Raw genomic sequence first — 24,054 nt, 5'->3', positions numbered from 1 at the left:
CCGCGGCGCGCCCAGAAGCGTGCTCTGGGTGCGCCGCGGCCAACGCATGAAACGAGACCCTCACATGACAGCTGCAACCGCTACGCTGCCCGCCGGTACGGCGGAACAGGGCAAGCAGCGGGGCCGGAAACGGCGGAGCCCCAACGCCCTGTCCTGGCGGGACCGTATGGAGATCACGGCCCTGTCCGCCCCCGCCGTCATCCTGTTCATCACCTTCGTCATCCTGCCGGTGATCATGGCCGCCTACTACGGCTTCTTCAAATGGAAGGGCTTCGGCGTCCCCACCAACTTCGTCGGCTTTGACAACTATCGCACCATCCTCACCGACCCCGAGTTCCACAACGTGCTGCGCCACAACGCCATCGTTGTGGTCGGCTCACTCGCCCTGCAGGGGCCCTTCGCCCTGCTGCTGGCGCTGCTGCTGAACAAGAAGATGCGTGGGCAGTCGCTGATCCGCGTGCTGATCTTCATCCCCTACGTCATTTCCGAGGTTATCGCCGGCACCGCCTGGGGCCTGATCCTGCAGACCGACGGCGCCATGAACGGACTGCTGCGCAAGCTCGGGCTCAGCGCCCTCGTCAATGACTGGATCTCCGACCCCAAGACCGCCCTGACCGTCCTGCTGTTCATCCTGACCTGGAAGTACGCCGGCTTCGCCGTCATCATCTTCCTGGCCGGTATGCAGGGCATTCCCGAGGAACTGACCGAGGCCGCCAAGGTCGACGGCGCCTCCTACTGGCAGATCCAGCGCAAGATCACCATTCCGCTGCTGGGCCCGACCATGCGCATGTGGGGCTTCCTGTCGATCATCGGTTCCCTACAGCTGTTCGACCTGGTCTACATCATCTGGGGCCAGTACATCTCCTCCACCGCGGGTACTTCCACGATGGCGACCTACATGGTGGTCAACGGGCGTATGAGCGGCAACTACGGCTACGGGAACGCCGTCGCCGTCGTGCTGTTCTTGATCTCCCTGGTGATCGCCCTGACCTATCAACGATTCGTCCTGCGCCGTGACACCGAGGGCGCACTGACCGGGAGCAGCCGATGACCGCCGCCGCATCCTCCATCAAGCCTCTCGACCCCGCCGCGCCCGCGCCGGCCAGTGCGCGCCGCCGCGTCCGCTCCGCCAAGGCCAAGCCCGCCTGGGCCAGCCCCGTGGTCTACCTGGTGGCCGCGCTGGTGATTGCGGCCCTGCTCGCCCCGGTCGCCTACGTGATCCTCGGCGGCTTCCGCAACAACTCGCAGATCACCTCCGATCCCGCCGGCCTGCCCGATCCCTGGGTGGTCGACAACTACCGCGTGGTGCTGACCTCCTCCGGATTCTGGCAGCAGGTCGGCAACTCCACCATCACCGCCGCCTGCGCCACCATCGGCACCGTGACGCTCGGGCTCATGGTCAGCTTCGTGATCGCGCGCTACCCCTTCAAGGGCGGCAACGCCCTGTACATGCTGTTCGCGGCCGGGCTCATGTTCCCCATGACCGTGGCCATCACGCCCCTGTACATCCTGATCAAGAACCTGGGCATGATGAACTCCCTGGCCGGCATCATCATCCCCGGCATCGCCTTCGCGCTGCCGCAGACCGTCATCATTCTGGTGCCCTTCCTGCGGGCCATCCCGAAGGAGCTGGAGGAGGCCGCCTCCCTGGACGGCTGCGGGCGCATGGGCTTCTTCTGGCGGGTGGTCGTACCCCTGTCCGCGCCCGGCGTGGTCACCACCGGAATCCTCACCTTCGTCGGCTCCTGGAACTCCTACATGCTGCCGCTGTTCATCCTGACCGACCACGCGAAGTACACCCTCCCGCTGGGGGTTCAGGCCTTCGCCTCCGAGCACTCGGTCAACACCGCGCAGGTCCTGGCATTCACCTCCCTGTCCATGATCCCCGCCCTCGTGGTCTTCAGCCTGTTCGAGCGGCGCATCGTCGGCGGCCTGACCGGCGCCGTCAAGGGCTGACCCAAGGCCGACCGCCAACCACCGCAACCTGGAGCCAACCGTGAACACCTGGAACGACACCTCCCTGCCTGCCGACCAGCGGGCCGCAGCCCTGCTTTCGGTCATGAGCCGACAGGAGAAGATCCACCAGCTCGCCTCCTTCTGGGAGCGCGACGAGGAAGAGGCCGTGCCCGCACCGGAGCCGGTCGACGTCGGTGACCACGACGACGAGGCGGCCGCATCCGAGGCCGCTCACCAAGTCGCCCCCATGGAGGACGCGTTCAAGGTCGGACGCCAGGGCTGGGAGGAGAGCGTCGACGGCGGATTGGGCCACCTGACCCGCATCTACGGCACGGACCCCGTCAGCGTCGCCGACGGAGCGGCCAAGCTGGCGCGTCTGCAGCGCGACATCGTCTCCCGCAACGCCTTCGGCATCCCGGCCATCGCTCACGAGGAGTGCCTGACCGGTTTCACGGCGCTGGGGGCGACCGTATACCCGGCCGCCATCGCCTGGGGCGCCACCTGGCGGCCCGCACTCGTGGAACAGATGGCCGGCCGCATCGGTGCCGACCTGCGCGCCGTCGGCGTGCACCAGGGCCTGGCCCCGCTGCTCGACGTCGTGCGCGACTACCGGTGGGGGCGCGTGGAGGAGACCTGCGGCGAGGACCCGTACCTGGTGGGCACGCTCGGCACCGCCTACGTGCGCGGCCTGCAGGCCCAGGGGGTGCACGCCACCCTCAAGCACTTCGTCGCCTACCCGGCATCAAAGGCCGGCCGCAATCACGCCCCGGTGTCCATGGGCCAGCGCGAACTGGAGGACGTCATGCTGCCGCCCTTCGAGATGGCGGTGCGTGAGGGCGGCGTCGCCTCCGTCATGAACTCCTACTCCGACATCGACGGCGAACCGGTGGCCGCCTCCCGGCACCTGCTCACACAGGTGCTGCGCGAGCGCTGGGGCTTCACCGGCACCGTGGTCTCCGACTACTGGTCGGTGCGCTTTCTTCAGGCCATGCACCACGTGGCCGGGGACTACGCCCACGCCGCCGCGCTGGCGGTACGCGCCGGGCTGGACGTGGAGCTGCCGGAGACCACCTGCTACTCCCACCTCGAGGCGGCGCTGGACGCCGGCCTGCTCACCGAGGCCGAACTCGACACCGCCGTCGTCCGGGTCCTGACCCAGAAGGCCCGGCTGGGCCTGCTAGACGCCGACTGGGAGCCGACCGCCGGCGTCGATGCGGGCCGCGACCTCGACTCTCCCGGCAACCGGGCGGTGGCCCGCGCCCTGGCGGAGGAGTCGGTGATTCTGCTGAAGAACGACGGCGTGCTGCCGCTCGCCCCCGACGCGAGCCTGGCCGTGTCCGGCCCGGTGTGGGAGGACGTGCGCTCCTTCCTGGGCTGCTACTCCTTCCCCAACCACGTGCTCAGCCGCGACGGCGGCCGCACCACCGGGCTGGAGATCCGCGACCTGCCCGACGCGCTGCGCGCCGCCCGCCCCGGTGGGGCCACCTTCCACCGGGGTGTCGGCTTCATCGACGGGCGCGCCGATGACTTCGGTGCCGCCGTCGACGCCGCCGCGGCCGCCGACGTGGCCGTGGTCACTCTCGGTGACATCGCCGGGCTCTTCGGCGGGGGCACCTCCGGGGAGGGCTGCGACGTCGTCGACCTGGGCCTGCCCGGACGCCAGGGGGAGCTGCTGGAGGCGGTGCTGGCAACCGGCACCCCAACCGTGCTGGTGCTGGTCACCGGGCGCCCCTACGCGCTGGGGGAGTATGCCGACCGCTGCGCCGCCATCGTGCAGGCCTTCATGCCGGGCGTGGAGGGCGCCGATGCCATCGCCGGCGTGCTCACCGGCACGATCAACCCCTCCGGGCGGTTGCCCGTCGCCATTCCCAATGGTCGCGGCGGCCAGCCGGGCACCTACCTGGCGGCGCCGCTCGCCTGGCACGCCGACGGCATCTCCAACCTGGACCCCACCCCGCTGTATCCATTCGGCTACGGGCTCAGCTACTCGACCTTCGCCCTCACCGACCCCGCCGTCTCCGCCACCCGGATGGACGCGGACGGCCAGGTCGACTACACGGTCACGATCACCAACAACTCCGACCGCGCCGGCGCCGAGGTCGTCCAGTTGTACCTGTCCGACCCGGTGGCCGAGGTGGTGCGCCCGCTGAAGACCCTCATCGGCTTCGCCAAGGTCGACCTGGAGGCGGGGGAGTCCAAGCGGGTCACCTTCACCGTGCACGCCGACCGCACCTCCTTCACCGGCGTCGACTATCGGCGCATTGTCGAACCCGGTCAGATCCTGCTCGCCGCCGGCACCAGCAGCGAGGACCGGCTGGAGGAGCTCGCCGTCGAAATCACCGGGCAGCGCCGCGTGGTCGATGAGGGCCGCGTGCTCACCACCCCCGTGGTCGTGGCGTCGGCATGAGGGCCGGGGCGGCGCGGGCTCCACTGATTAACCAAACCGAACAACTCTTCACGGAGGTTTCAAAGATGAAGCTGTCTGTTAGGCATAGGCGGGGTCTTGGCGTCGTCGGAGTGCTCACCGCCTCGCTTGCCCTCGCCGCATGCGGCGCGAATTCGGCCAACGGCGGTGACGAGGTCACACTGACCTTCTGGAACAACTCCACCACTCCCGCCTGGGCTGCTTATTGGGAGGAGGTCACGGCCGACTTCGAGGCCTCCCACGAGGGCGTCACCATCGACGTGGTGGCGATCTCCAACGAGGACATCGATGGCAAGCTGCAGACGGCGCTGGCCGGCGGACAGGCCCCGGACCTGTTCGTCCAGCGCGGCGGCGGCAAGATGGCCGACATGGTCGAGGCGGGGCAGCTGCTCGACATCACGGATCTGGTGGAGCCAGAGGTACGCGAGTCGGTGGCTGAGGGTACCTTTGCGCCCTACACCATCGATGGCTCCTTGTATGCGATGCCCACTTCCTTCCAACCGGAGGGGATTTACTACTCGCAGGAACTGTTCGACGCCGCGGGCATCACCGAGGCACCCACCACCATGGAGGAGTTGTCCGACGCGGTGACCAAGCTGAAGGACTCCGGCACCTCCCCGATCGCCCTGGGGGCCAAGGACGCCTGGCCCGCTGCCCATTGGTACTACCAGTTCGTGCTGCGCGAGTGCAGTCAGGAAACGCTGGAGTCCTCGCTGGCGGAGTTGGACTTCTCCGACCAGTGCTGGGTTGATGCCGGGCAGGACCTGGCCGACTTCGCCGCCACCGAGCCCTTCAACAGCGGCTTCCTGACCACTTCCGCCCAGCAGGGCGCGGGTTCGTCCGCGGGGTTGGTGGCCAACCACCAGGCCGCCATGGAGCTCATGGGGACCTGGGATGTGGGCGTCATCGCCTCGTTGACCCCGGATGAACAGCCGCTGGAGGACTTGGCCTGGTTCCCCTTCCCGGCCGTTGATGGTGGCGAGGGCGACCCCACCGCCATCATGGGTGGCGTCGATGGCTACTCCTGTTCTGCTACGGCCCCGGCCGAGCTGTGCGCCGAGTTCCTCAACTTCATCATGACCAAGGACAACCAGGAGGCCTACGCCGACGCCTTCGACATGCTGCCCGCCAACCAGGACGCCCAGGGGGTAATCGCGACGGGCCCCCTGGCCGACGCCATGCAGGCGGGCAACGACGCCGCCTACTCCCAGGTGTGGCTGGACACCTCCCTGGGACAGAACGTCGGCAACGCGCTCAACGTCGCCGTGGTCGACATGCTGGCGGGCAAGGGCGACGCCCAGGGCATCGTGGATGCCATGGCGGCCGCGGCCGCCAAGGAGTGAGGAGGCCGGGCGCGGGCTTGTGCGCGGCGGCTCCCGTCCGGTCTGATGCCGCTCCGCTCAGTGGCGGGGCGCGGGTCCTGTCGACGAACGCACGACCAGGGTCGTGGCGAGCTCGATGTTCTGCGCCGGCGCGTGCGGATCCTCGGAGAGGTCAATGACCATGCGCGTGGCCTCCTGCGCCATCTCGATCAGGGGCTGGTGGACGGTGGTCATGGGGGGCGAGACCCACTGACACAGGTCCACGTCGTCGAAGCCGATGACGGAGATGTCTTTGGGGATGGCCAAGCCGGCGTCCTTGATCGCCCGGTAGCTGCCGTAGGCCTGCTCGTCGGAGCCGTTGAGGATTGCCGTCGGCGGGTTGTCCAGGGCGAGGAGCCGCGGCGTGAGCCGGTAGCCGCCCTCGAACAGGGAGTTGCCGGCGACGACGAGCTCGGGGTCGTAGGGGATCTGGTGGCGGCTGAGGACGGAGCGGTAGGCGTCAAGGCGGTCCTGGTGAGAGACGAGGTCCATCGGGCCGGTTATGTAGGCGATCCGGCGGTGACCGAGGGAGATCAGATGCTCTGTGGCGTCCCGCGAGCCCGCCCAGTCCGTGGCCGCGACGGTGGGGACATCATGGCGCTGGTGTCCTGACGGGTTGAGAAGGACCACCGGCATCTTCAGCTGGCGCATCTTGCGCTCGGTCACCTCGAGCAGTTCCGAGACGACGACGACCACTCCTGCGGAGCCGCGGGTGACCAGATGATCCACCCAGTGGGCTCCCCCAACGGGAGATCCGTGGGTCGCGGTGACCACGAGGTCCTTTCCTCTGCGGGCGGCCTCGGCCTGGGCGCCGGTGAGCAGCGCGGATGCCCACTGCGTGTCGAGCCCGGAGATCACGAAGTCGACCAGATGGCTCGGAGTCGGACGGGTGGTGCGGCGCGGCTTGTAGCCGAGCGCCGACGCGAGCGCCTCGACCTCGCGGCGCGTCGTCTCTGAAACGCCGGGGCGGCCGTTGAGCACTTTCGAGACCGTCGGGACCGAGACCCCGGCCTGCCGGGCGATGGAGGCGATCGTGACCCGCTGACTCACCGTCGGGGCTCCTCTCTTGACAGGTCCAGCCGATGGAACTAGATTAGCGAGCCACGAAAGGTTAAAGAAACTTCCGTGGCACTCGAAGGTGTGTGCAACCCTTCTTGGGGACAATGAGCATGCTAGGAGGAAGGTGCAATGATGCACGACTCGCGAAACTTTCTCATGACTCGTCGATCCTTCGGCGGTCTAGCCGCGGCTATCGCCATCGCTGCCGGCATCGGCGCGTGCGGCGGCGGGCAGGAGCAGCAGGGTTCGGCCACGGCCGGTGACATCACCTGGTGGGGCTGGACGCCGGACGCCGCCAACGCGGCTAAGATCATCGAGGCCTTCAACCAGGAGTTCCCCGATATTCACGTCGAGTTCGTCTCCAAGCCGATCGACTCCTACGACTCCGTGCTCAGCCCCGCAATCACCTCCAAGGACGGACCGGACGTCTTCAACGTCGCTCCTGGCTCTGCCAATGGCGGAGTCCAGACCTTCGAGGCCGGCGCCATCGACCTTACGGAGGCGGTCACCGCGGCGCTGGGCGACGACTGGAGGAGCAGGCTCGCCGCGATCGGGGTTGACGGACTCACCGTCGGCGACAAGCTGGTCGGCCTGTCCGCCGGCGCCGTGTACTCCGGCGGCCTGTGGGTCAACCAGGACCTCTTCGACGAGCACGGCCTCAAGCATCCGACCACTTTGGCGGAATGGAAGTCGGCCTGCGAGGCCTTCCGAGCGGCGGGTGTCGGCGGCTTCGTTCAGGGTGCCGGTCAGCACGCCTTCGACATGGACACCTTCGAGGCGATCATGGAGAACATCAGGCCGGGCTCATATGTGGCGGCTGCGAAGGGGGAGATCCCGTTCAGCGACCCGATCTTCACCCAGGGCCTCGAGATTTGGCAGAGCCTCTTCGATGAGGGGATCATGCAGGAGGGTGCGATCGGGCTCCAGCAGTACCCTGACGCCAACAACATGTTCATGTCCGGCAAGTACGCCATGATCATGATGGGGTCCTGGTACACGCAGTACGCGGTCAAGGACGCGATGGTGGCGGCCATGGAGGCCGCCGGGGTGTCCAACCCGGAGCCGTTCACGATCCTTCCGATCGACTTCCCGGACGTCGCGGGCACGGGCAATATCGGCGGCTACTTCGGTGACGCGGATTACGGTGTTGCCGTCAGCGGCATGTCTCAGCAGCAGGCCGCGGCCACGACATTCGTCACCTGGTTGGCCGCCTCAAGTGCCGGTCAGCAGGCGATCGCCGACACTCTCAATGACATCCCCGCGCTTGAGGGAGTCACCCCCGACTGGGACGCCATCGACCTGGTCGACCCCGAGGTGCAGAGGGAGCCCCTGCAGACGTACACGGAGCAGGCCGGCGGCAGCAGTGTCACGCGTTTCGCCGACGTCAGCGCGGATCTCAACAGCGCCTACCGGGACGGTCTGATCGGCCTCATCGCGGGGACGGTCACGATCGAGGAAGTGCTGTCCGCGCTACAGGCGGTTGTGGACTCGGAGAGGTGAGCGCAATGCCTGAGTTGCTTCCACAGCGGTCTTCCCACGATGCGGCAGCGACGAGTGGAGAACCGCTATGACGGTCGTACGCCCCGCCCGGGCAAGGCGTGCTACCGGGACCGAGGTCGCGGCGCGGCGTGGCATCGACATGCAGTCATGGGGCCTGCCCTGGATCCTGCCCGCGGCCGTCCTGGTCATCGGGCTCGTCTACTTCGCGATCGGGTACACGGGCTTCGTCTCTACGCTCGACTGGAACGGTTTCATCCTCTCCGCACCCGACTTCATAGGTGCGGGGAACTATGCCGAGCTCGTCGGCGACAACGTCTTCTGGGGATCCCTGTGGCACACCCTGTACTTCTTCATCATCACCTTCACCGTGCAGACGGCCGTGGGGTTCATTCTGGCGGCGCTGCTGCATTCCCGGGTCCGCCTGGGTGCGGTGTACAAGGTGATCATTTTCGTGCCGACCGTCTTGGCCCCCGCGACCATGGCCCCGGTCTTCCGTCAGATCTTCGACGCCGATGGACAGCTCAACTGGCTCCTGCAGCACGTCGGGCTCGGCTCGCTGAGCCAGCCCTGGCTCGCCTCCCCGTCCACCGCGATGGGGGTGGTCATGGTGGTCACCGTCTGGCAGTGGACCGGCATGACCTTCATCCTCTACTACGCGGCGATGAGTCAGATCGACTCCGAGATACTCGAGGCCGCAAGGATCGACGGTGCCGGAGGCGTGCGAACCATGCGCTCGATCATCTGGCCGATGTGCAGGGGAACCACCGGCGCGCTGGCCATTCTCGGCCTCATCGGCGCCCTGAAGACCTTTGACGTGCCCTACCTCGTGACCAAGGGTGGGCCGAACCACGGCACCGAGTTCCTCGGCACTTACATCTACCACACCATGGTGCAGGAGAAGCACTTCGGATATGCGGCCGCCGTCGCGGTGATCCTGCTTGTCCTCGCCATTGTCGGCGGAGTCGCCTCCAGCGTCCGCAGCAGAAAGGGGGCGAACTGACATGTTCGACTCTCGTAGCCGACGCTCCAGGGTTCTGATCCAGGCGCTAGCCACGGTCTTGACCGTCCCCTTCCTGCTCCCGCTGCTGGCGATGGTGCAGGGATCGTTCGCGGGCCGTGGAATCGGTAACTACCAGAAGGTCTTCGCAACCGGCGTCGTGCCGATTTACTTCAGGAACAGCGCCATCATCGCCGTCAGCGTGGTCGTGATCGTCTACGTGGTCACAATGCTCGCCGCCTTCGGTTTCTCCAAGCTCAGGTTCCGCGGCAAGGAGATCTGGTTCTGGGCGCTGCTGGCGGCGCTGACGATGCCCGAGGCCGTCCTGCTCACGCCGCTGTTCGTCATGGCCTCACGATTCGACCTCTACAACGAGTATGCGGCGGTCATTCTGCCTCTCGCGGCGCTGCAGACGCCCTTTACGGTCCTGCTCGCCCGCAATTACGTGGGCGGCATCCCCAACGAGCTCATGGAGGCGGGCAAAGTCGACGGAGCCAGCATCCTGCAGGTCTTCCGCCACGTCATCCTTCCACTGACACGGCCCATTGCCGCGACGATCGTCGTACTGACCTTCATCAACTCCTGGAACTCATATCTTCTGCCGATGCTCATGCTCAATGATCCGGGCAAACAGGTAGTCACGCTCCTGCCCTCGTTCTTCACAAGCCAGTACACCAACGACCAGACCGGAGTGCTCGCGGCTGCCGTAATCACGGCCGTACCCGCCATCGTCGCCTACCTGTCCGCCCAGAAGTACTTCGAGCGGGGCATGGCGGCCGGCGCACTCAAGTAGCGGTCTCCTCATTGTCACAACCACCCAGGGCGCTGCTTCGCCCGCTGACACGAAAGCCGAGCAGTATGACAACATCATCGCCTCCCATCCGCTTCGCCATCATCGGGGCCGGGTGGAGATCGGAGTTCTTCCTCCGTATTGCCGCCACAGTCCCCGAAGTCTTGAACTGCACCGCGGTACTGGCTCGCTCTGAGCCCTCCCGCTCCCGTATTCGCGACGGCTGGGACGTGCCGGTTGTCCCCGCAGTGGAGGATCTGCTCGCCACCGATCCGGAGTTCGTGATCGCTTGCGTCTCCTGGTCCTCGATGCCCGAGGTCGTCCGCGACCTCGTCGCCCGCGGCGTCAAGGTCCTCGCCGAGACCCCTCCGGCACCGGACCTGGAGGGGCTACGGGCGCTATGGCACGACGTCGGGTCTACGGGCCTCGTCCAGGTCGCAGAGCAGTACCTGCGCATGCCCGGCCACGCGAGCCGCAAGGCCGTCGTGGACCGGGGTGTGATCGGGGCCCCGACCTTCGTGGAGGTCGCCTCAACCCATATGTACCACTCGATGTCTCTTATCAGGAGCTTCCTCGGCCTCGACATGGAGGAGGCGGTGGTCAACGCGCACCGGTTCACGGCGCCGCTGGTCGATCCGCTGTCCTTCTCCGGGTGGGAGGCTAATCCGCAGCCCAAGGAGGCGGCCACCACCATCGCCACACTCGACTTCGGCGACGGACGCTGCGGCCTGTACCTGTTCACCGACAACCAGTGGTGGAACCCCCTGCTGTCGCGGAGGATCCTGGTGCGTGGCGGGAAGGGGGAGATTGTCGACGACAGTGTCGTGCGCCTGACAGATGAGGGCGTTGTCTCGTCTCCTCTGAGCTACAGACGGCTTGGAGTCGACATGAACCTCGAAGGCAACGAGCTCGCCACAGTCGCCTTCGACGGGCAGATCGTCTACCGCAATCCCTGGCCGGGAAGCCGCTTCTCGGAGGACGACATCGCCGTCGCCTCCTTCCTCCTCGAGGTCGGCGCGTGGGCGCGTGGTGAGGCCCCGGAGCCCTACCCGCTTGCCGAGGCATGCCAGGACCACTACCTCGCCCTGGCCATTGAGGAGTCCATCCAGAGGGGACGCAATGTTCGCGCAGTCAAGGAGGTGTGGGCCTGATGCCCGAACGCAGATTAGAAGGTCAACTCGCACTCGTCACCGGCGCCACCGCCGGCATCGGATTCGGCGTTGCCCGGCGTCTGATCGCGGAGGGCGCGGACGTCGTCGTAACCGGACGCCGCAGCGACATGCTCGCTCGGGCGCGCCGGGAACTCGGCGAGCACTGCCTGACCGTGCAGGGCGATGCCTCGAGCATGGAAGACCTCGACCGCCTCATGGGGCGTATCGCGGCGCTCGGGCGCCCGCTCGACGTCATCGTCGCCAATGCGGGCGGCGGTGGTGACCGGCCGCTGGCCGAGATGGACGAGGACACCTACGACCGGGTCATGGACCTGAACGTCAAGAGCGCCTACTTCACCGTCCGCAAGGCCCTGCCCCTCCTGCGGGACGGCGCGCGGGTAGTCCTGCTGTCCTCCATCTCCGGGTCCAACGGCGACCCCGGACACTCGGTGTACAACGCCTCCAAGGCCGCCGTGCGCTCGCTCGCGCGCACCTTCACCGCCGAGCTGCGTGAGCGACGCATCCGGGTCAACGCGGCCAGCCCGGGCCCAACCATGTCCGAGGGCTTCGCCGCCTTCGTCGGCGGGCAGGAGGCTATCGACCGGATCACGAGCATGGTGCCCGTGGGCCACATCGCCTCGATCGATGAGACCGCCGCCGCGATCGTCTTCCTCGCCGCCGAGGACTCCGCCTACGTGGCCGGCGCGGAGCTGGTCATCGACGGCGGCATGAGCCAGATCTAAGACCCCACTGCGAATCCACCACTGTTTCCGCACACGATGAGTCTGCGCACGCGGACTCGCTACCACAGGAGCAAGCCTTGAACCACGTAAGCACCGTAACCGTCCCACCAGCCATGCGCCACCGCCTGTCCGAGCGCGTCATTGCCGTCACCGGCCCCGACGGGGCGCCGCTGGCGGAGACCGACGTCGTCGTCGAGCAGACCCGGCACGAGCTGGGAATCGGCAACATCGGCTTCGACTTCGTCGCCGTCGCCAACGGGGAGGAGTCCAACGCGGACAGCCTGTTCGGCGGGGCCCGGCCCGAGCTGGCCGAGACCTTGACGGACCGCTTCTTCGACCTGTTCAACGTCACCACCCTGCCCTTCTACTGGCGCTCATTCGAGCCGGAGGAGGGGCATCCGCACACCGAGCGGCTGGCGAATGCGGCCCGCTGGATCCGCGCCCACGGTGCCGATGTCAAGGGACACCCGCTGGCCTGGCACACGCTCGCCCCGCAGTGGCTGCTGGGACGCGACCCGGAAGAGGTCGAGCGCATCCTGCGTGCTCGCATCACCCGCGAGGCGAGTGGCTTCCGCGGCCTGGTGGACACCTGGGACGCCATCAACGAGGTGGTGATCATGCCGGAGTTCACCGCCGAGGACAACGCCATCACCCCGCTCGCCCAGCGCCTCGGCCGCGTGGGCATCGTGCGGCTCGCCTTCGAGACCGCCCGCGCCGCCAACCCCGACGCCTTCCTGCTGCTCAACGACTTCAATATGAGCGAGAAGTACGTCCAGCTGATCGAGGACTGCCTGGAGGCGGGGGTGAGGATCGACGCGATCGGCTTGCAGTCACACATGCACCAGGGGTACTGGGGCGAGGAGCGCACCCAGGAGGTGCTCGAGCGTTTCAGCCGCTTCGGCCTGCCGCTGCACTTCACCGAGACCACACTGGTCTCCGGCCACCTCATGCCGCCCGAGATCGTGGACCTGAACGACTACCAGATTCCGCACTGGCCCAGCACACCGGAGGGGGAGGAGCGCCAGGCCGATGAGATCCGCCGCCACTACACCACGCTCGCCTCCCACCCCGCGGTCGCGGCGATCACCTACTGGGGCTTCACCGACGATGGGGCCTGGCTGGGCGCCCCGGTCGGCTTCGCCCGCGCCGACGGCACCTTGAAGCCCAGCTACGCGGCCCTGCACGACCTGGTCAAGGGCCAGTGGTGGACGCCGCCTACGACGGTGCGCACCGACGCCGACGGGAAACTGCGCCTGTCCGGCTTCCGCGGCACCTATCGGGTCACTGCCGCCGACCGCAGCGGCGAGGTGAAGCTCGATGCGGCGGCGGACCAGGCGGAGACGAGAGTCGGCCTGCGGAAATAGGACGCCCTCATCGTGTGGGCCGTGCTCTTTGCACGCAAAGGCCGTGTCCGGAACCTAAGCCTATCGGGACTTTTTGGCGCAATCTAGCCAATCGCGGGATTTGGGCCCGGATGGGTGGCGAGGCTCCGGTGTGCAACGAGGGGTCCGTTGCACACCGGAGCTCTCTGAGCGGTTCGCGATAGTAGGGTAAACCCGCACAATTCCGCCAATTCGGGCTTCAGCGTCCAGCCTGAAGCGTGCAACGCCGCCCCGGCGACCTATTCGACTCAGCCGCGGTTGGCGAAGCGCTCCAGGAGCATGGCGTCCCCACCGACCACGAGCACGTCGTCGGGGGAGACCAGGGTGGCGGGGGTCGCGTACTCGAAGGCCTCACCCGGGCTCATCAGACCGAAGACGGTCACCCCGTAGCGGGAGCGGATCTTGGACTCGCCGATGGTGAAGCCGTGCAGTTCGACGGGCGGGCGCATCTTGACGATGGTGAAGCCGCCCTTCTCCATCTCGATGTAGTCCAGCATACGGCCGGATACCAGGTGGGCGGCGCGCTGCCCGGCGTCGAACTCCGGGTAGACCACGTGGTGGGCGCCGATGCGCCGCAGGATGCGGCCGTGCGCGCGGGAGACGGCCTTCGCCCAGATCTGCGGGGTCTCCAGGTCCACCAGGTTGCCGGTGATCAGCACACTGGCCTCCAGTGAGGTGGCCACGCCCACCACCGCGGTGCCGAACTCGGTGGCGCCCAGCTGCTCCAGGGCCTCCATGTCGGTGGCGTCCGCCTCCACCAGCGGGATGCGTCCGGTCCACTGGCGCACGATGACGGGATCCCGTTCGACGGCGAGGACCTCCCTGCCCAGGCGGTCCAGAGTGGCGGCCATGGCCGAGCCGAAGCGGCCGAGCCCGATCACCAGGGTCGAGTCGTTGTAGGCGGAGCGGTCAGGCATGAGTCCTCAATGGCGATGTGTGGATACTCACCGAATGATAGCGAGCGTTGCCCGGAGAACGTCACCGAGCGGGTACTGCCCCCAACGGTAGTCCCCTCCGCTGAGCCCGGTTGCTGGTACAGGCAACGTGATCAAGATTGCTCAGGAACCGCTCAGAATGACGTTGGGTCGCGGTAGCATCACGGTGTTGCGCGTGATTGGTCCGTTGGACCTCTAGGAGATGACTGCGTGAGCACCGGAAGTCTGAACATAAACCCCGAGACCCTCGATCATGCGGCTGGAACGCTTGATGATGTTGCCGGTGACCTTGAGGATGCCTCCTTTCCAGCCGACCCCGATGTGGGCCGCTCGTCGTCCGCGGTGTCAACGGCGCTGAGTCGGCTGTCCTCCAAGACCTCGGGTGCGGCCTCCTCACTGCGCAGCACGGCCAGCGGCCTGAGGACGACCGCCTCGGACTTTCGCAACACGGACCAGGACGCCGCCTCGGCTACTCCCTCGGCCGGTGATAACTGATGTCTCTTGACGCGCGGGTGATCACCGAGCCCTCGGAGGCGTGGAATGCTGCACGGAGCTTGAGCACGATATCGACGACGGTCTCGGACGCCTCCGACGACGTCGCCGCTACACGCAGGACCATTGCCTCCGACTGCTTCAGTGAGTCGACGAATGCAGCGCTGTCGAGGCTGAGTACCCAGGGCGCGGACCTCGACGACGCCTCCACCGATGCCACGTCCCTGTCCAAGGCACTCAACGACTTCGGCTACTCCATGGACTCGGTCAAGACCCGGCTCGCGGACGTGATCGCCGACGCGACGGCCGCTGGACTGACGGTCTCCGGCAGCACCATTCAGGAGCCCGCGGAGGACGACTCCGACGCGGACTACGCCACCAAGAAGGCCGCCTACGACACGCTCTCCTCCACGCTGTCCCTGATTCGTGCCGACGAGTCGACGGCGCACGACACGCTCATCTCGGCCTGTGACTCCCTCAAGAGTGCGGGGGAGTGGCTCCGGGATCAGTTCATCCCCACCTGGGATGCGAGCGGCGTATCCAAGGCGGCAGACATTGCCGACGGTGTTGCGGTTGGTGCTCAATGGGCTGCGATCAGAGCGATTTCCGTGTTCCGGCCCCGCTACCCGAGCTGGCATCCGGGTGCGGGCCGATTCATGTCGGCGGCGGACCGCTCCGAGATGGGGCTGCTGCGAACCCTGTGGGCCAAGGCCAAGACCAGTAACTGGATCAACAAGCCCTACACCCGCGGGACCACCGCGTGGAAGGTACAGCAGTATGCCGGAAAAGCGGCTCGTGTCACCAAGGGCATAGGTGTTGGTGCAGCCATATTCTCTGGCGTTGTTGGTGGGTACGAGCAGTACCAGAAGGACTCGGCCAACCCCTCAATGGGCGAGGGCAAGAAACTCGTGCGTGCCGGAACGCAGGCAGTTACGCAGGGTGGCCTGGGATACGGTGGGGCTTGGCTGGGAGCTCAAGCCGGGATGGCGATCGGTGCTCTTGGAGGTCCGGTCGGTATCGCCGTGGGCGGTATTGTCGGCGGTGCGATCGGAGGAATCGCAGGATCCGCTGTGGGTAAGGCGGCGGGAGATTTGATCAACAAGGGTGTCAGTAAGCTGTTTCACTGGTGACGGTAGGGCTAGCGGGAGGTGTGACTTGTGGTGAAGGCAGCTGCGATTTTCTTGTTCGGAGCGGTCCTGCTGGCTCATTGGAGTTTGGCGATGTTCACCGATACGGGGCCCGGTGAGTTTGCGCGGGAGATCAGTACGGAGATGGGAGTCAAGAACAATCTGTCTCTTGTAATGCCCTCCGGCGCATTGACGTTCATTTTCGGTGCGGTGTTTGGTTTTGGGGATCCTGACTCGGTGTTCGAGATTATCTGTGGCTCCATATCGGCGTTCTTCTTGCTGGTCATGTTGGTGGGCTTTCTGCCGATTTCTTTGCCGGCGTGGATGTATCCGGAGTGGCATGTGGAGTGGCGGCGTCGTCGGCGGCGCGAGCGGCTGGCCGGGGAGAACTCCTGGCGTGACACCTCCCGAATGGGGCCTGAAGAGCGGTCCTCGTCTGAGCGTCCGGCCTCGCCGGATGACCTGTAGGGACTTGAGCGGGTTGGACAAGGATATGAGTTGGAGGTGCTGTGCGTGTGGGGTGCTATCGGTGTCTTTCTATTCGGTCTGCTGATCGCTGTGTACTGGGTGTTGGCGATGTTTACCGACACCGGGCCGGGTGAGTTTGCGCGGGAGATCGGCGCGCAGATGGGAGTCAAGAACAATCTGTCTCTTATAGTCCCGTATGGAGGTCTGGCTTTCTTGTGTGCTTCGCCGCTGGGGGTGCCTGCGATAGCGGTCTCGGCATTTGGGATGGTTCTGGGGTTTGTGGGATTCTTCCTCTTGCTGGTCATGTTGGTGGGCTTTCTGCCGATTTCTTTGCCGGCGTGGATGTATCCGGAGTGGCATGTGGAGTGGCGGCGTCGTCGGCGGCGCGAGCGGCTGGCCGGGGAGAACTCCTGGCGTGACACCTCACGGCTGGAGCCCGGTGAGCCCTCCCGCCCGGAAGTCGGGCGCACCAATAACCGCTCCAGTTCGGAGGCTACGCATCCGTCCCCCGACTCTTCAGGAGATGACGCATGACCTCGCGATCGAACCCGGACCTGCCCCAGGAGTTCACGGGCGACGTCGTCAGGATCTCCGCGCCAGCCGGCTGGGCCCAGGTGAACCCCGCAAGTATCCCCGGCATCCCGGACCCTGAGATGGCCCCCGACGACGCGGGACGCGTGGACCTAATCTGCGCCGAGCAGCCGGACAGTCCCCGCTTCGCCGAGAACTGCGTGATCACCGTCGCAGAACTGCCCGGGGGTGCCTCCGGGGAGGACTGGTATCGGGACTCGACAATGCAACTCGTCAACTCCGTGCCGGGCTTCCAATTGATCGACATCACCGAGTGGGAGGCGGTCGGACCCGGCCTGCTGCGCTCAGGCGTCTACATCCAGGACACGGTCTCGGTCACCGCCCTGCAATGGACCTGGGTGAGCGAGACCTCGCGGCGTGGGCTGACCGCGACCTTCTCCTGTGCCACTCGCGACTGCAGTACGGCGGTGGAGCGATTTCTGGCCATGATCGTCACACTTGAGGAGATCTGATGGCGCGGCTGGACACGAGCGGATACACCCCGGTCCTGATCATCGGTGACGCGGAGTGGTTGTCTCTGCGCGCCGTCGCGATGGGTGGGCGCATGCCGAAGGGCCGCGTCGCCAGGCGGCTGCAGCGCAGCGGCATTCTGGATGATCAGGGCATCATGCCGTCGGCGGCTCCCGCACTGCACGGCGTCGCCGGGGCCACCCGGCATCTCGACGTCTACCGCTTCGAACCAACGCGCCCAGGGCGGCGTGCCGAGGCGTGGATAGGTCCACAGCGGGCGACCATCGTCAAGCATGAGCCGGACGGTTATCACGTGTACGGCCTCGACGAATGCGAGGTTCCGTCCGCCTTCGCACAACTACTCGACGTGCAGCCGCGTCACAACATCGACCTGGGGCCGCGGATTCTCCCGCCGTCGGTATACAGCTTCATCGATTCTGGAGACCTGGATGCCCTGACAGAGGAACTCGCCCGTCTGGCGCGTCAGTTGGATCGTGGCGGGGAGCCGGGGCAACTCGGCGGGCCCACGCCGCTCACGGACGGGTTCGCCAGTGGGCAGTGGACGCTTTCGCTCATCTCAACGAGCGTGCCTCGAGATGGAGGTTGGGAAGTCGTTGGCTCCATGACGACCCTGTCCGTGCCCGAATGCCTGTACGAACTGGCACCCAAATCGGTCGCTGAAGCCTTGGACGCTGGTGCTCCGCCCGAAGTGGTCGCCCAGAAGGCGACCTCGAACCTGCCCGAGGAGCTGTTCCTGGAGCACATGACCTCACTTGAGCTGTGGGCGCGCGTGAGTCCCTGGTTCTTCGCCTCCTAACGTGAGCCGTTAGTCCCGGTGCAGCAACGGCTCCTCCCAGGCCAGGATGGTGCGCACCGCCAGCCCCAGGTTACCAACCTGGCAATGGGAGGCACATCCCTCGGCCTCGGTGAATACACGCGTGGTGACTGAGCGGGCGCCCGTGAGACTGCCCGCCTGCCGGGTCAGCTGGGACAGCGGCACGTAGTGGTCCTCTGCTCCGGCGAGCAGTAGCACGTCTGCGCGCACCCCTGGGGACGCTTCACGGGTATGCAGCCGCCCGGCGAAGCGCAGGAACTGTGCCGGGGACCGAGTACCGGTGACCCGCATCCCCTGTTCCAGGCCCCACTGGATGACGGAGCGCCTGCTTGCCAATGCGAGCAGCCGGTCCACCAAAACGCTCGGCAGTCTGGAGAACGCCCGGCCCATGTGCGGCGGTACAGGGGCCACCTGCCGCATGAGGACGTCGAGGAAGTCATCCATCACATCCCAAGCCACGACCCGCTTGACCCGTGTTTCAAAGGCTGCGGCCCGGATCACGAGCTCTCCGCCCAGGGAGAGACCGACCAGGGTCACGTTATTCAGCCCGAAGTGATCCAGAACCGCTGACACCGGCCGCTCCCACCCCGCCACGAGTGGCACCCCTTGTTCCTCCAGCACGCCGCCCTGGCCGGGCCCGTCGAAGGCGATCACACGGTGCCCCCGCCGGGCCACGGCGTCCAGCAGTGGGAACCACTCCTCGATATAGGAGTCGAAGCCGCCGCACACCACCCAAGTGCTGCGGGGCTCCTCGCTCGGACCTAGCCTGAGGGCGGGCAGGTCGTATGCGGGCAGAACGGCGCCGTCGCAGGGGATGTCGACGGGATCAAGGCTGAAGCGTTGACGCATGAAGTCCACAAAGCGCTCCCGGATGGGGAATCGACGCGGGTCGCCGCCGCTCATGAAGAACTGGGCGGCGCGCTCATAGACGACGGCGTCGAAGTCCCTGCCCGCGGTCCGGGCGCCGCGCGCCAGATGCAGGTACGCCCCGACCCAGCCGGCATTGGTACGCGGCAGCGGCGACAGTGCGCTGATCTCGTCGATCGCGTGGGGGCCGATCAATTCCGCCCAGCGCAGCGCCTGGAAGGCCTGGTCGGTCTCGGCCGGGAGTGCATGCGCACCCAGGGGCGGGGCGTCAAGGTCGAATGCGTGCGAAGTGTTCAACAGCTCTCCTAATGAAACCGTACGTTGTTGTTTGACGCGGGATGCTAGTGGTCGTCGGAATCCAAGTCAAAACGATCGTTGTTGTATGTGGTGAGGTTGAGTGTGAGGGCGGGGCGCATATCGGCGCGCCATATCCTGTCCCCATGCCTCGCGTCACTCAGTCCTACCGGGATCGCCAGACCGCCCGAATCGTGGCGGCGGCGGAGGTCTGCTTCGCCCGCCGCGGCTTCGACGGCGCCTCCATGGACGAGATCATCGCCGAGGCCGGCATGTCCTCCGCCACCGTCTACCGCTACTTTCCGCAGGGCAAGGAGTCCCTGATCCGGGCGGTCCTCGGGCAGGCGACCGACCCCGTGGTGGAGTGGATGGCGAGGCTGTCTGCGGGTGAGGAGCTCCCGCCGTTCGAGTCCGCCTTTATCGACGCCGTTGAGCAGGCCTGGAGTTACAAAGCCTCGGTCGGCGCCGACTCGGAGGGAGGCGTCCGCGCCGACGCCGGGGCGGAGGGTGCCGGGCGCACGGTGGCCCCCGCCGACCTTCAGGCGACCATCTGGGCGGAGCTGGCGCGCCAACCGGATCTGCGCGCCGCCAATGCCGAGAGCTACGCCCGGGTGCGTTCCGAGACCGCCCGCATCCTCGGGCGCTGGCAGGACCGAGGTGACGTTGCCGGGCACCTCGATCCGGAGGCGGCGGCCGCCGTCGTGCACCATGCCGCCATGGGCCTGCTGGTGCGGAGAATCGTCGTCGGCGAGCCCGGCTGGCACGACGACGTCGTCGCCACCGCGCGCGCACTGGCCGGCATGCTGGGGGCTGAGCGGGCGGCGCGCCTCAGCCGATGAGAGGCCGCTCGGCGGGCATGCGGATCACCCGGCGGCGCTCGCGCAACGCCAGGGCGGAGGCCGCGGTCATGGTGCCCACGCGGCCGATGAACATCAGCACGATGATCACGTACTTGGCGCCGTGCGGCAGGATGGGGGTGATGCCGGTGGACAGGCCCACGGTGGCGAAGGCGCTGATCACCTCGAACAGAATGCGGTCCAGGGTCAGGTCGGTTAGCTGAAGCAGCAGCAGGGACGCCACGCCGACGATGCTCGCCCCGATGAATGCCACGGCCACGCTCAGTCTCACCGTGGACAGGGTGATGCGTCGTCCGAAGGCCTCGATGTCCTGGTCTCCGCGCGCCTCGGCCAGAATCGCCAGCACCAGTACCGCGAAGGTGGACACCTTGATGCCGCCGGCCGTCGACGCCGAGCCGCCGCCCACGAACATGAGCGCGTCCTGAAGCAGCCAGGTGGACTCGTGCATGTGCTCCGGCGCGATCGTCGACAGCCCGGAGGAACGGGCGTTGACGGAGTTGATCAGCGCAGTCAGAATCTTCCCGCCCGTGGACAGTGCTCCGTAGGTATTGGGGTTGTTCCACTCGAAGGCGCCGATGGCCACGGCGGAGAACATGCTGAGGCCGGTGTAGGTGGTCAGGGTCAGTTTGCTGTGCAGGGTCAGCTGCCGGGGACGACGGCGATGGCGCACGACGTCGCGGATCACCGGGAATCCGATGGCCCCCAGGAAGGTGCCCAGCACGATCGGCAGCCCCACCCACCAGTCGCTGGCGTAGGGGGCGAGGCCCTCCGGCATGACCACGAACCCGGCGTTGTTGAAGATTGACAGCGCCATGAAGAACGCGTACCAGGCGGCGTGGCCGAGGTCGAGTCCCAGGGTGAGGAAGCGGGGCAGTAGCACCGCCATGAGCACGGCCTCGACGCCGAAGGCCGTGTAGGCGACGGCGCGCAGCAGCGACATGACGTCGCCCAGGCCGGCCATGTTCTCCGAGGCGGCGAGCATGCGCTGCGTCAGCCCCAGGTGGCGGGACACGGCGAAGGACAGCAACGAGGCCAGCGTCATAATGCCCAGGCCGCCGATGGCGGCACCGACGATGATGACGAGCTGGCCGAAGGGCGACCAGTAGGAGGCCGTATCCACGGTGGTCAAGCCCGTGACGCACACGGCCGACGTCGCGGTGAACAGGGCGTCCACGAAGGGGGCGCGCGTGCCGCTCGCGGTGGCGATCGGCAGGCTGAGCAGGGCGGCGATCCCGGCGACAATGACGGCGAAGACGGTGACCGCCAAGCGTGCCGGGGAGAAACGGGCGATGTGGTCGAAGCGGCTGCGCAGTCCCAGGCGCGCCAGCAGGCCGCGGATACCGCCGGCGTCCTCCTGGGCGGTCAGCTGCCGGGCGAGCTCATCCGGGGCGGCCGGCCGGCTGGGATCCAGGGGCTCGGTCGTCCCCATCAACCCTGCATCCGCCGTCTGCGTGTGCCAGCCGCCCAGGCGGTCCGCATCGCGCGCGACGCCGACGCGTCCGGCCCGGGCTTCCCGGCCCTGCGCGGACGACGACGGCGAGTGGCTGGCTCCGGAGTCGGGACTTGCGGAAGAGGACACGGGGCCATTGTGGGCCATGGCGGCCCGTCCCGGACAGAAGCCGTGCGGTCGCACCCGAGAGGTCGGGCGGTCGCACCCGCCGTCGGTGCGACAAATGTGTGAGATGCGGCGCCCGTGACAAATGAGGGAGGAAACATCCTGTGCGACAGTTGAGACACAGGTTATATTGGTGTTGTTTCAGCGCGCCGACGTCGTGCACCGCCTCGACACCCTCGCGCGTCCACTCCGACCTGACGACAGGACACCAATAGCCATGGCATCGGGCACCTCGACACCCCCTAGCGCCTCGGGCGCCCCCAGCTTCCTTACCGTGGCGGAGGTGGCGGCCATGCTGCGCGTGTCGAAGATGACCGTCTACCGCATGGTCCACTCCGGTGACCTGCCCGCCATGCAGGTCGGACGCTCCTTCCGTGTTCCCGAGCGCGCGGTCCAGGAGTACCTCGCCGCCGGGCTGGGTGACTGGGGACACGAGGACTCCGCCTCAACCGGCTCCTGATAGCCGCTACAATCCCTTAGTCACAGTGTGGTCGGACCCGGTTCGCCTGTCCGACGTCCGGTCGCCAGCTGCCGGCGGGCAAGCCCGCGTGTGCAGGCCGGCACGAACAACAACAAGGAGCCTCAATGGGATCTGTTATCAAGAAGCGCCGCAAGCGCATGGCCAAGAAGAAGCACCGCAAGCTGCTGCGTAAGACGCGTCACCAGCGTCGCAACAAGAAGTGAAGTGACCTGTGCCCGGGGCCTGTTCCCCGGGCGCAGTTGTTATAGGCCGTAAAGCCGGCTGCTCATCCTGCTCCTGCAAACACGACCCGAGCGGAGCCTCCATGTCACTACCCCCAGACGCCGGCCGCTTCGGCCTGAGCGCGCCCGATCCGTTGTCCGGCACCGAGGCGTGCACCACGCCCATGTCCATGCATTCCGACCCCGCCGACTGGCCCGCACCCGTCCCCGCCCTCGCCCGCCCACTGGGATCCGCCGCCGGTTCGACCCCGTGCCTGGCCGAGCTGACCACCCTGCGGGTGGGTGGCCCGGTCGACAGCTACGTCGAGGCCCGCACCGAGGCTGAACTGATCGACGCGGTCCGCCAGGCCGACGCCGCCGGAACCCCCCTGCTGGTGATCGGCGGCGGTTCCAACATCCTGGCCGCCGATGCGGGATTCGCCGGCGTGGTAGTGCGCGACGCCCGCCAGGAGGTCAGCCTGTCCGCGGATGACCGCTGCGGAGGCGTGGAGTTCACCGCCACCGCCGGCACCACCTGGGACGACCTGGTGCGCGAGGCCATCGCCAACCAGTGGGGAGGCTTCGCGCCCCTGTCCGGGATCCCCGGGACCGTCGGCGCCGCCCCGGTGCAGAACATCGGCGCCTACGGCGCGGAGGTAGCCGAACTGCTCGCATCCGTGCGCGCCTGGGATCGGGCCGCCGGCCGCCCCGTCCACCTGCCGCTGGCCCGCCTGCGCCTGAGCTACCGCGACTCCGACCTCAAGCGCTCCCTGACCGACGCCACCATCGGCGGCGGCCGCACCTGGGGGCCCACCGGGCGCTGGGTGGTGCTGTCGGTGACCTTCTCCGTGCGCACCGCCTCCCTGTCCGCCCCCATCGCCTACGCCCAGCTGGCGCGCACCTTGGGGGCCGAGGTGGGCGACCGCGTGGATGCCCGGGCGGTGCGCGACGCCGTGCTGGAACTGCGCCGCTCCAAGGGCATGGTCCTGGACGACGCCGACCATGACACCTGGTCCGCCGGCTCCTTCTTCACCAACCCGATCCTCACCCGCGCCCAGGCCGATGCCCTCCCCGACGACGCCCCCCGCTTCCCGGTCACCGACCACTCCCAGGCGGTGACGGGCACCCGGCAGGCGCCCGTCGTCGAGGGACTGGTGAAGACCTCCGCCGCCTGGCTGATCGACCACGCCGGCTTCGGCAAGGGCTTCGCCCTGCCGGCGGCCGGAGCCGAGCCGACCGCCAGCCTGTCCACCAAGCACGTGCTGGCCCTGACCAACCGGGGCCATGCCCGCGCCGCCGACCTGGCCGGGCTGCGCGACGCCGTCGTCACCGGGGTGCGTGAGCGCTTCGGCGTCACGCTAGTGCCCGAGCCGGTGCACGTAGGCTTCTAGGTCGTGTTGTGTAAGTGCTTGGGTGGCGGTGCGTGGTTGGGTGTCTGTGTGCGTGGCCGTCGACCCGCCGGTTGGACCCTTGTTCCC

The 24,054-nt window shown here is 67.3% G+C and carries 24 protein-coding genes; 20 read left to right on the top strand and 4 right to left on the bottom strand.

Features of this window, described 5'->3' with window-relative positions; genetic code table 11:
• Positions 1–64: 64 nt before the first annotated feature.
• From DRB06_RS04260 to DRB06_RS04245, 4 genes are all read left to right on the top strand, one after another.
• Positions 65–1,051 (top strand): carbohydrate ABC transporter permease, encoded by a 987-nt coding sequence (locus DRB06_RS04260; RefSeq protein ID WP_073327619.1) that lies wholly within the window; start codon positions 65–67, stop codon positions 1,049–1,051.
• Positions 1,048–1,956 (top strand): carbohydrate ABC transporter permease, encoded by a 909-nt coding sequence (locus DRB06_RS04255; protein ID WP_073327618.1) that lies wholly within the window; start codon positions 1,048–1,050, stop codon positions 1,954–1,956. The genes DRB06_RS04260 and DRB06_RS04255 overlap by 4 nt, the downstream gene beginning before the upstream one ends.
• A 40-nt stretch (positions 1,957–1,996) precedes the next feature.
• The gene (locus DRB06_RS04250; protein WP_220092966.1) at positions 1,997–4,363 is read left to right on the top strand and encodes a glycoside hydrolase family 3 protein; all 2,367 of its coding nucleotides are present in this window, start codon (positions 1,997–1,999) and stop codon (positions 4,361–4,363) included.
• Between the two features lie 65 nt (positions 4,364–4,428).
• Positions 4,429–5,724, top strand: a complete 1,296-nt coding sequence (locus DRB06_RS04245; protein ID WP_111819203.1) for an ABC transporter substrate-binding protein — start codon at positions 4,429–4,431, stop codon at positions 5,722–5,724.
• Between the two features lie 57 nt (positions 5,725–5,781).
• Here DRB06_RS04245 and DRB06_RS15760 read toward each other — a convergent pair whose 3' ends face one another.
• On the bottom strand, positions 5,782–6,792 hold the full coding sequence (locus DRB06_RS15760) for a LacI family DNA-binding transcriptional regulator (RefSeq protein ID WP_108966149.1): 1,011 nt from the start codon (positions 6,790–6,792) through the stop codon (positions 5,782–5,784).
• Between the two features lie 165 nt (positions 6,793–6,957).
• Here DRB06_RS15760 and DRB06_RS04230 point away from each other — a divergent pair, with 165 nt between their 5' ends.
• The 6 genes from DRB06_RS04230 to DRB06_RS04205 all read left to right on the top strand — a co-directional run bounded on the left by DRB06_RS04230 (position 6,958) and on the right by DRB06_RS04205 (position 13,346).
• On the top strand, positions 6,958–8,301 hold the full coding sequence (locus DRB06_RS04230) for an ABC transporter substrate-binding protein (protein WP_159097636.1): 1,344 nt from the start codon (positions 6,958–6,960) through the stop codon (positions 8,299–8,301).
• Positions 8,302–8,368: 67 nt separating this feature from the next.
• Positions 8,369–9,301, top strand: coding sequence for a carbohydrate ABC transporter permease (locus tag DRB06_RS04225; protein ID WP_199912567.1), 933 nt, complete (start codon positions 8,369–8,371; stop codon positions 9,299–9,301).
• A 1-nt stretch (position 9,302) separates the two neighbouring features.
• On the top strand, positions 9,303–10,091 hold the full coding sequence (locus DRB06_RS04220) for a carbohydrate ABC transporter permease (protein WP_108966153.1): 789 nt from the start codon (positions 9,303–9,305) through the stop codon (positions 10,089–10,091).
• Between the two features lie 65 nt (positions 10,092–10,156).
• Positions 10,157–11,239, top strand: a complete 1,083-nt coding sequence (locus DRB06_RS04215) for a Gfo/Idh/MocA family protein (protein ID WP_108966155.1) — start codon at positions 10,157–10,159, stop codon at positions 11,237–11,239.
• Positions 11,239–11,982: an SDR family NAD(P)-dependent oxidoreductase gene (locus tag DRB06_RS04210; protein WP_146750796.1), complete on the top strand. Its 744-nt coding sequence runs from the start codon at positions 11,239–11,241 to the stop codon at positions 11,980–11,982. Before DRB06_RS04215 ends, DRB06_RS04210 begins: the two co-directional genes overlap by 1 nt.
• A gap of 77 nt (positions 11,983–12,059) precedes the next feature.
• Positions 12,060–13,346: an endo-1,4-beta-xylanase gene (locus DRB06_RS04205; RefSeq protein WP_199912568.1), complete on the top strand. Its 1,287-nt coding sequence runs from the start codon at positions 12,060–12,062 to the stop codon at positions 13,344–13,346.
• Positions 13,347–13,612: 266 nt separating this feature from the next.
• Here DRB06_RS04205 and DRB06_RS04200 read toward each other — a convergent pair whose 3' ends face one another.
• Positions 13,613–14,281 (bottom strand): TrkA family potassium uptake protein, encoded by a 669-nt coding sequence (locus tag DRB06_RS04200; RefSeq protein WP_108966162.1) that lies wholly within the window; start codon positions 14,279–14,281, stop codon positions 13,613–13,615.
• 228 nt (positions 14,282–14,509) lie between these two features.
• Between DRB06_RS04200 and DRB06_RS04195 the strand changes: the two genes are divergently transcribed.
• The 6 genes from DRB06_RS04195 to DRB06_RS04170 are packed head-to-tail and all read left to right on the top strand — an operon-like array spanning position 14,510 to position 18,244.
• The gene (locus DRB06_RS04195) at positions 14,510–14,794 is read left to right on the top strand and encodes a hypothetical protein (protein WP_073327611.1); all 285 of its coding nucleotides are present in this window, start codon (positions 14,510–14,512) and stop codon (positions 14,792–14,794) included.
• Positions 14,794–15,921, top strand: a complete 1,128-nt coding sequence (locus DRB06_RS04190) for a hypothetical protein (RefSeq protein WP_258522136.1) — start codon at positions 14,794–14,796, stop codon at positions 15,919–15,921. The genes DRB06_RS04195 and DRB06_RS04190 overlap by 1 nt, the downstream gene beginning before the upstream one ends.
• A gap of 27 nt (positions 15,922–15,948) precedes the next feature.
• Complete coding sequence (locus DRB06_RS04185; protein WP_111819200.1) at positions 15,949–16,386, top strand: hypothetical protein; 438 nt, start codon at positions 15,949–15,951, stop codon at positions 16,384–16,386.
• 30 nt (positions 16,387–16,416) lie between these two features.
• Positions 16,417–16,920, top strand: coding sequence for a hypothetical protein (locus tag DRB06_RS04180; protein WP_111819199.1), 504 nt, complete (start codon positions 16,417–16,419; stop codon positions 16,918–16,920).
• Positions 16,917–17,429 (top strand): hypothetical protein, encoded by a 513-nt coding sequence (locus tag DRB06_RS04175; protein ID WP_111819198.1) that lies wholly within the window; start codon positions 16,917–16,919, stop codon positions 17,427–17,429. The genes DRB06_RS04180 and DRB06_RS04175 overlap by 4 nt, the downstream gene beginning before the upstream one ends.
• Complete coding sequence (locus DRB06_RS04170) at positions 17,429–18,244, top strand: hypothetical protein (RefSeq protein ID WP_111819197.1); 816 nt, start codon at positions 17,429–17,431, stop codon at positions 18,242–18,244. Before DRB06_RS04175 ends, DRB06_RS04170 begins: the two co-directional genes overlap by 1 nt.
• Before the next feature lie 9 nt (positions 18,245–18,253).
• Here DRB06_RS04170 and DRB06_RS04165 read toward each other — a convergent pair whose 3' ends face one another.
• Positions 18,254–19,426: an alpha/beta fold hydrolase gene (locus DRB06_RS04165; RefSeq protein ID WP_108966176.1), complete on the bottom strand. Its 1,173-nt coding sequence runs from the start codon at positions 19,424–19,426 to the stop codon at positions 18,254–18,256.
• 143 nt (positions 19,427–19,569) lie between these two features.
• Here DRB06_RS04165 and DRB06_RS04160 point away from each other — a divergent pair, with 143 nt between their 5' ends.
• Positions 19,570–20,262 (top strand): TetR/AcrR family transcriptional regulator, encoded by a 693-nt coding sequence (locus tag DRB06_RS04160; RefSeq protein ID WP_111819196.1) that lies wholly within the window; start codon positions 19,570–19,572, stop codon positions 20,260–20,262.
• On the opposite strand, the gene DRB06_RS04155 is transcribed toward DRB06_RS04160, so the two are convergent.
• The gene (locus tag DRB06_RS04155; RefSeq protein ID WP_395994420.1) at positions 20,252–21,859 is read right to left on the bottom strand and encodes a TrkH family potassium uptake protein; all 1,608 of its coding nucleotides are present in this window, start codon (positions 21,857–21,859) and stop codon (positions 20,252–20,254) included. The genes DRB06_RS04160 and DRB06_RS04155 overlap by 11 nt on opposite strands.
• Positions 21,860–22,112: 253 nt before the next feature.
• Between DRB06_RS04155 and DRB06_RS04150 the strand changes: the two genes are divergently transcribed.
• The 3 genes from DRB06_RS04150 to DRB06_RS04140 all read left to right on the top strand — a co-directional run bounded on the left by DRB06_RS04150 (position 22,113) and on the right by DRB06_RS04140 (position 23,967).
• Positions 22,113–22,355 (top strand): helix-turn-helix domain-containing protein, encoded by a 243-nt coding sequence (locus tag DRB06_RS04150; protein WP_073327603.1) that lies wholly within the window; start codon positions 22,113–22,115, stop codon positions 22,353–22,355.
• 125 nt (positions 22,356–22,480) lie between these two features.
• Positions 22,481–22,579 (top strand): 30S ribosomal protein bS22, encoded by a 99-nt coding sequence (locus DRB06_RS04145; RefSeq protein WP_003792170.1) that lies wholly within the window; start codon positions 22,481–22,483, stop codon positions 22,577–22,579.
• 101 nt (positions 22,580–22,680) lie between these two features.
• Entirely contained in the window at positions 22,681–23,967 is a 1,287-nt protein-coding gene (locus DRB06_RS04140) for a UDP-N-acetylmuramate dehydrogenase (RefSeq protein ID WP_395994419.1), read from the top strand.
• The last annotated feature ends 87 nt before the right edge of the window (positions 23,968–24,054 follow it).

It is taken from the genome of Actinomyces sp. Z5, assembly GCF_003287795.1.
In the GTDB taxonomy this organism is placed as follows: Bacteria; Actinomycetota; Actinomycetes; order Actinomycetales; family Actinomycetaceae; genus Actinomyces; species Actinomyces glycerinitolerans.
Note: the sequence above shows the minus strand (reverse complement) of the source record. Positions and strands in the feature narration are given on the sequence as shown.

Excerpts from the sequence above, each read along its gene's own strand:
- DRB06_RS04255 (WP_073327618.1), top strand. The coding sequence starts at position 1,048 with ATGACCGCCGCCGCATCCTCCATCAAGCCTCTCGACCCCGCCGCGCCC.
- DRB06_RS04170 (WP_111819197.1), top strand. The coding sequence starts at position 17,429 with ATGGCGCGGCTGGACACGAGCGGATACACCCCGGTCCTGATCATCGGT.
- DRB06_RS04245 (WP_111819203.1), top strand. The coding sequence starts at position 4,429 with ATGAAGCTGTCTGTTAGGCATAGGCGGGGTCTTGGCGTCGTCGGAGTG.
- DRB06_RS04260 (WP_073327619.1), top strand. The coding sequence starts at position 65 with ATGACAGCTGCAACCGCTACGCTGCCCGCCGGTACGGCGGAACAGGGC.
- DRB06_RS04200 (WP_108966162.1), bottom strand. The coding sequence starts at position 14,281 with ATGCCTGACCGCTCCGCCTACAACGACTCGACCCTGGTGATCGGGCTC.
- DRB06_RS04160 (WP_111819196.1), top strand. The coding sequence starts at position 19,570 with ATGCCTCGCGTCACTCAGTCCTACCGGGATCGCCAGACCGCCCGAATC.
- DRB06_RS04145 (WP_003792170.1), top strand. The coding sequence starts at position 22,481 with ATGGGATCTGTTATCAAGAAGCGCCGCAAGCGCATGGCCAAGAAGAAG.
- DRB06_RS04220 (WP_108966153.1), top strand. The coding sequence starts at position 9,303 with ATGTTCGACTCTCGTAGCCGACGCTCCAGGGTTCTGATCCAGGCGCTA.
- DRB06_RS04210 (WP_146750796.1), top strand. The coding sequence starts at position 11,239 with ATGCCCGAACGCAGATTAGAAGGTCAACTCGCACTCGTCACCGGCGCC.
- DRB06_RS04175 (WP_111819198.1), top strand. The coding sequence starts at position 16,917 with ATGACCTCGCGATCGAACCCGGACCTGCCCCAGGAGTTCACGGGCGAC.
- DRB06_RS04225 (WP_199912567.1), top strand. The coding sequence starts at position 8,369 with ATGACGGTCGTACGCCCCGCCCGGGCAAGGCGTGCTACCGGGACCGAG.
- DRB06_RS04190 (WP_258522136.1), top strand. The coding sequence starts at position 14,794 with ATGTCTCTTGACGCGCGGGTGATCACCGAGCCCTCGGAGGCGTGGAAT.
- DRB06_RS04140 (WP_395994419.1), top strand. The coding sequence starts at position 22,681 with ATGTCACTACCCCCAGACGCCGGCCGCTTCGGCCTGAGCGCGCCCGAT.
- DRB06_RS04150 (WP_073327603.1), top strand. The coding sequence starts at position 22,113 with ATGGCATCGGGCACCTCGACACCCCCTAGCGCCTCGGGCGCCCCCAGC.
- DRB06_RS04215 (WP_108966155.1), top strand. The coding sequence starts at position 10,157 with ATGACAACATCATCGCCTCCCATCCGCTTCGCCATCATCGGGGCCGGG.
- DRB06_RS04230 (WP_159097636.1), top strand. The coding sequence starts at position 6,958 with ATGACTCGTCGATCCTTCGGCGGTCTAGCCGCGGCTATCGCCATCGCT.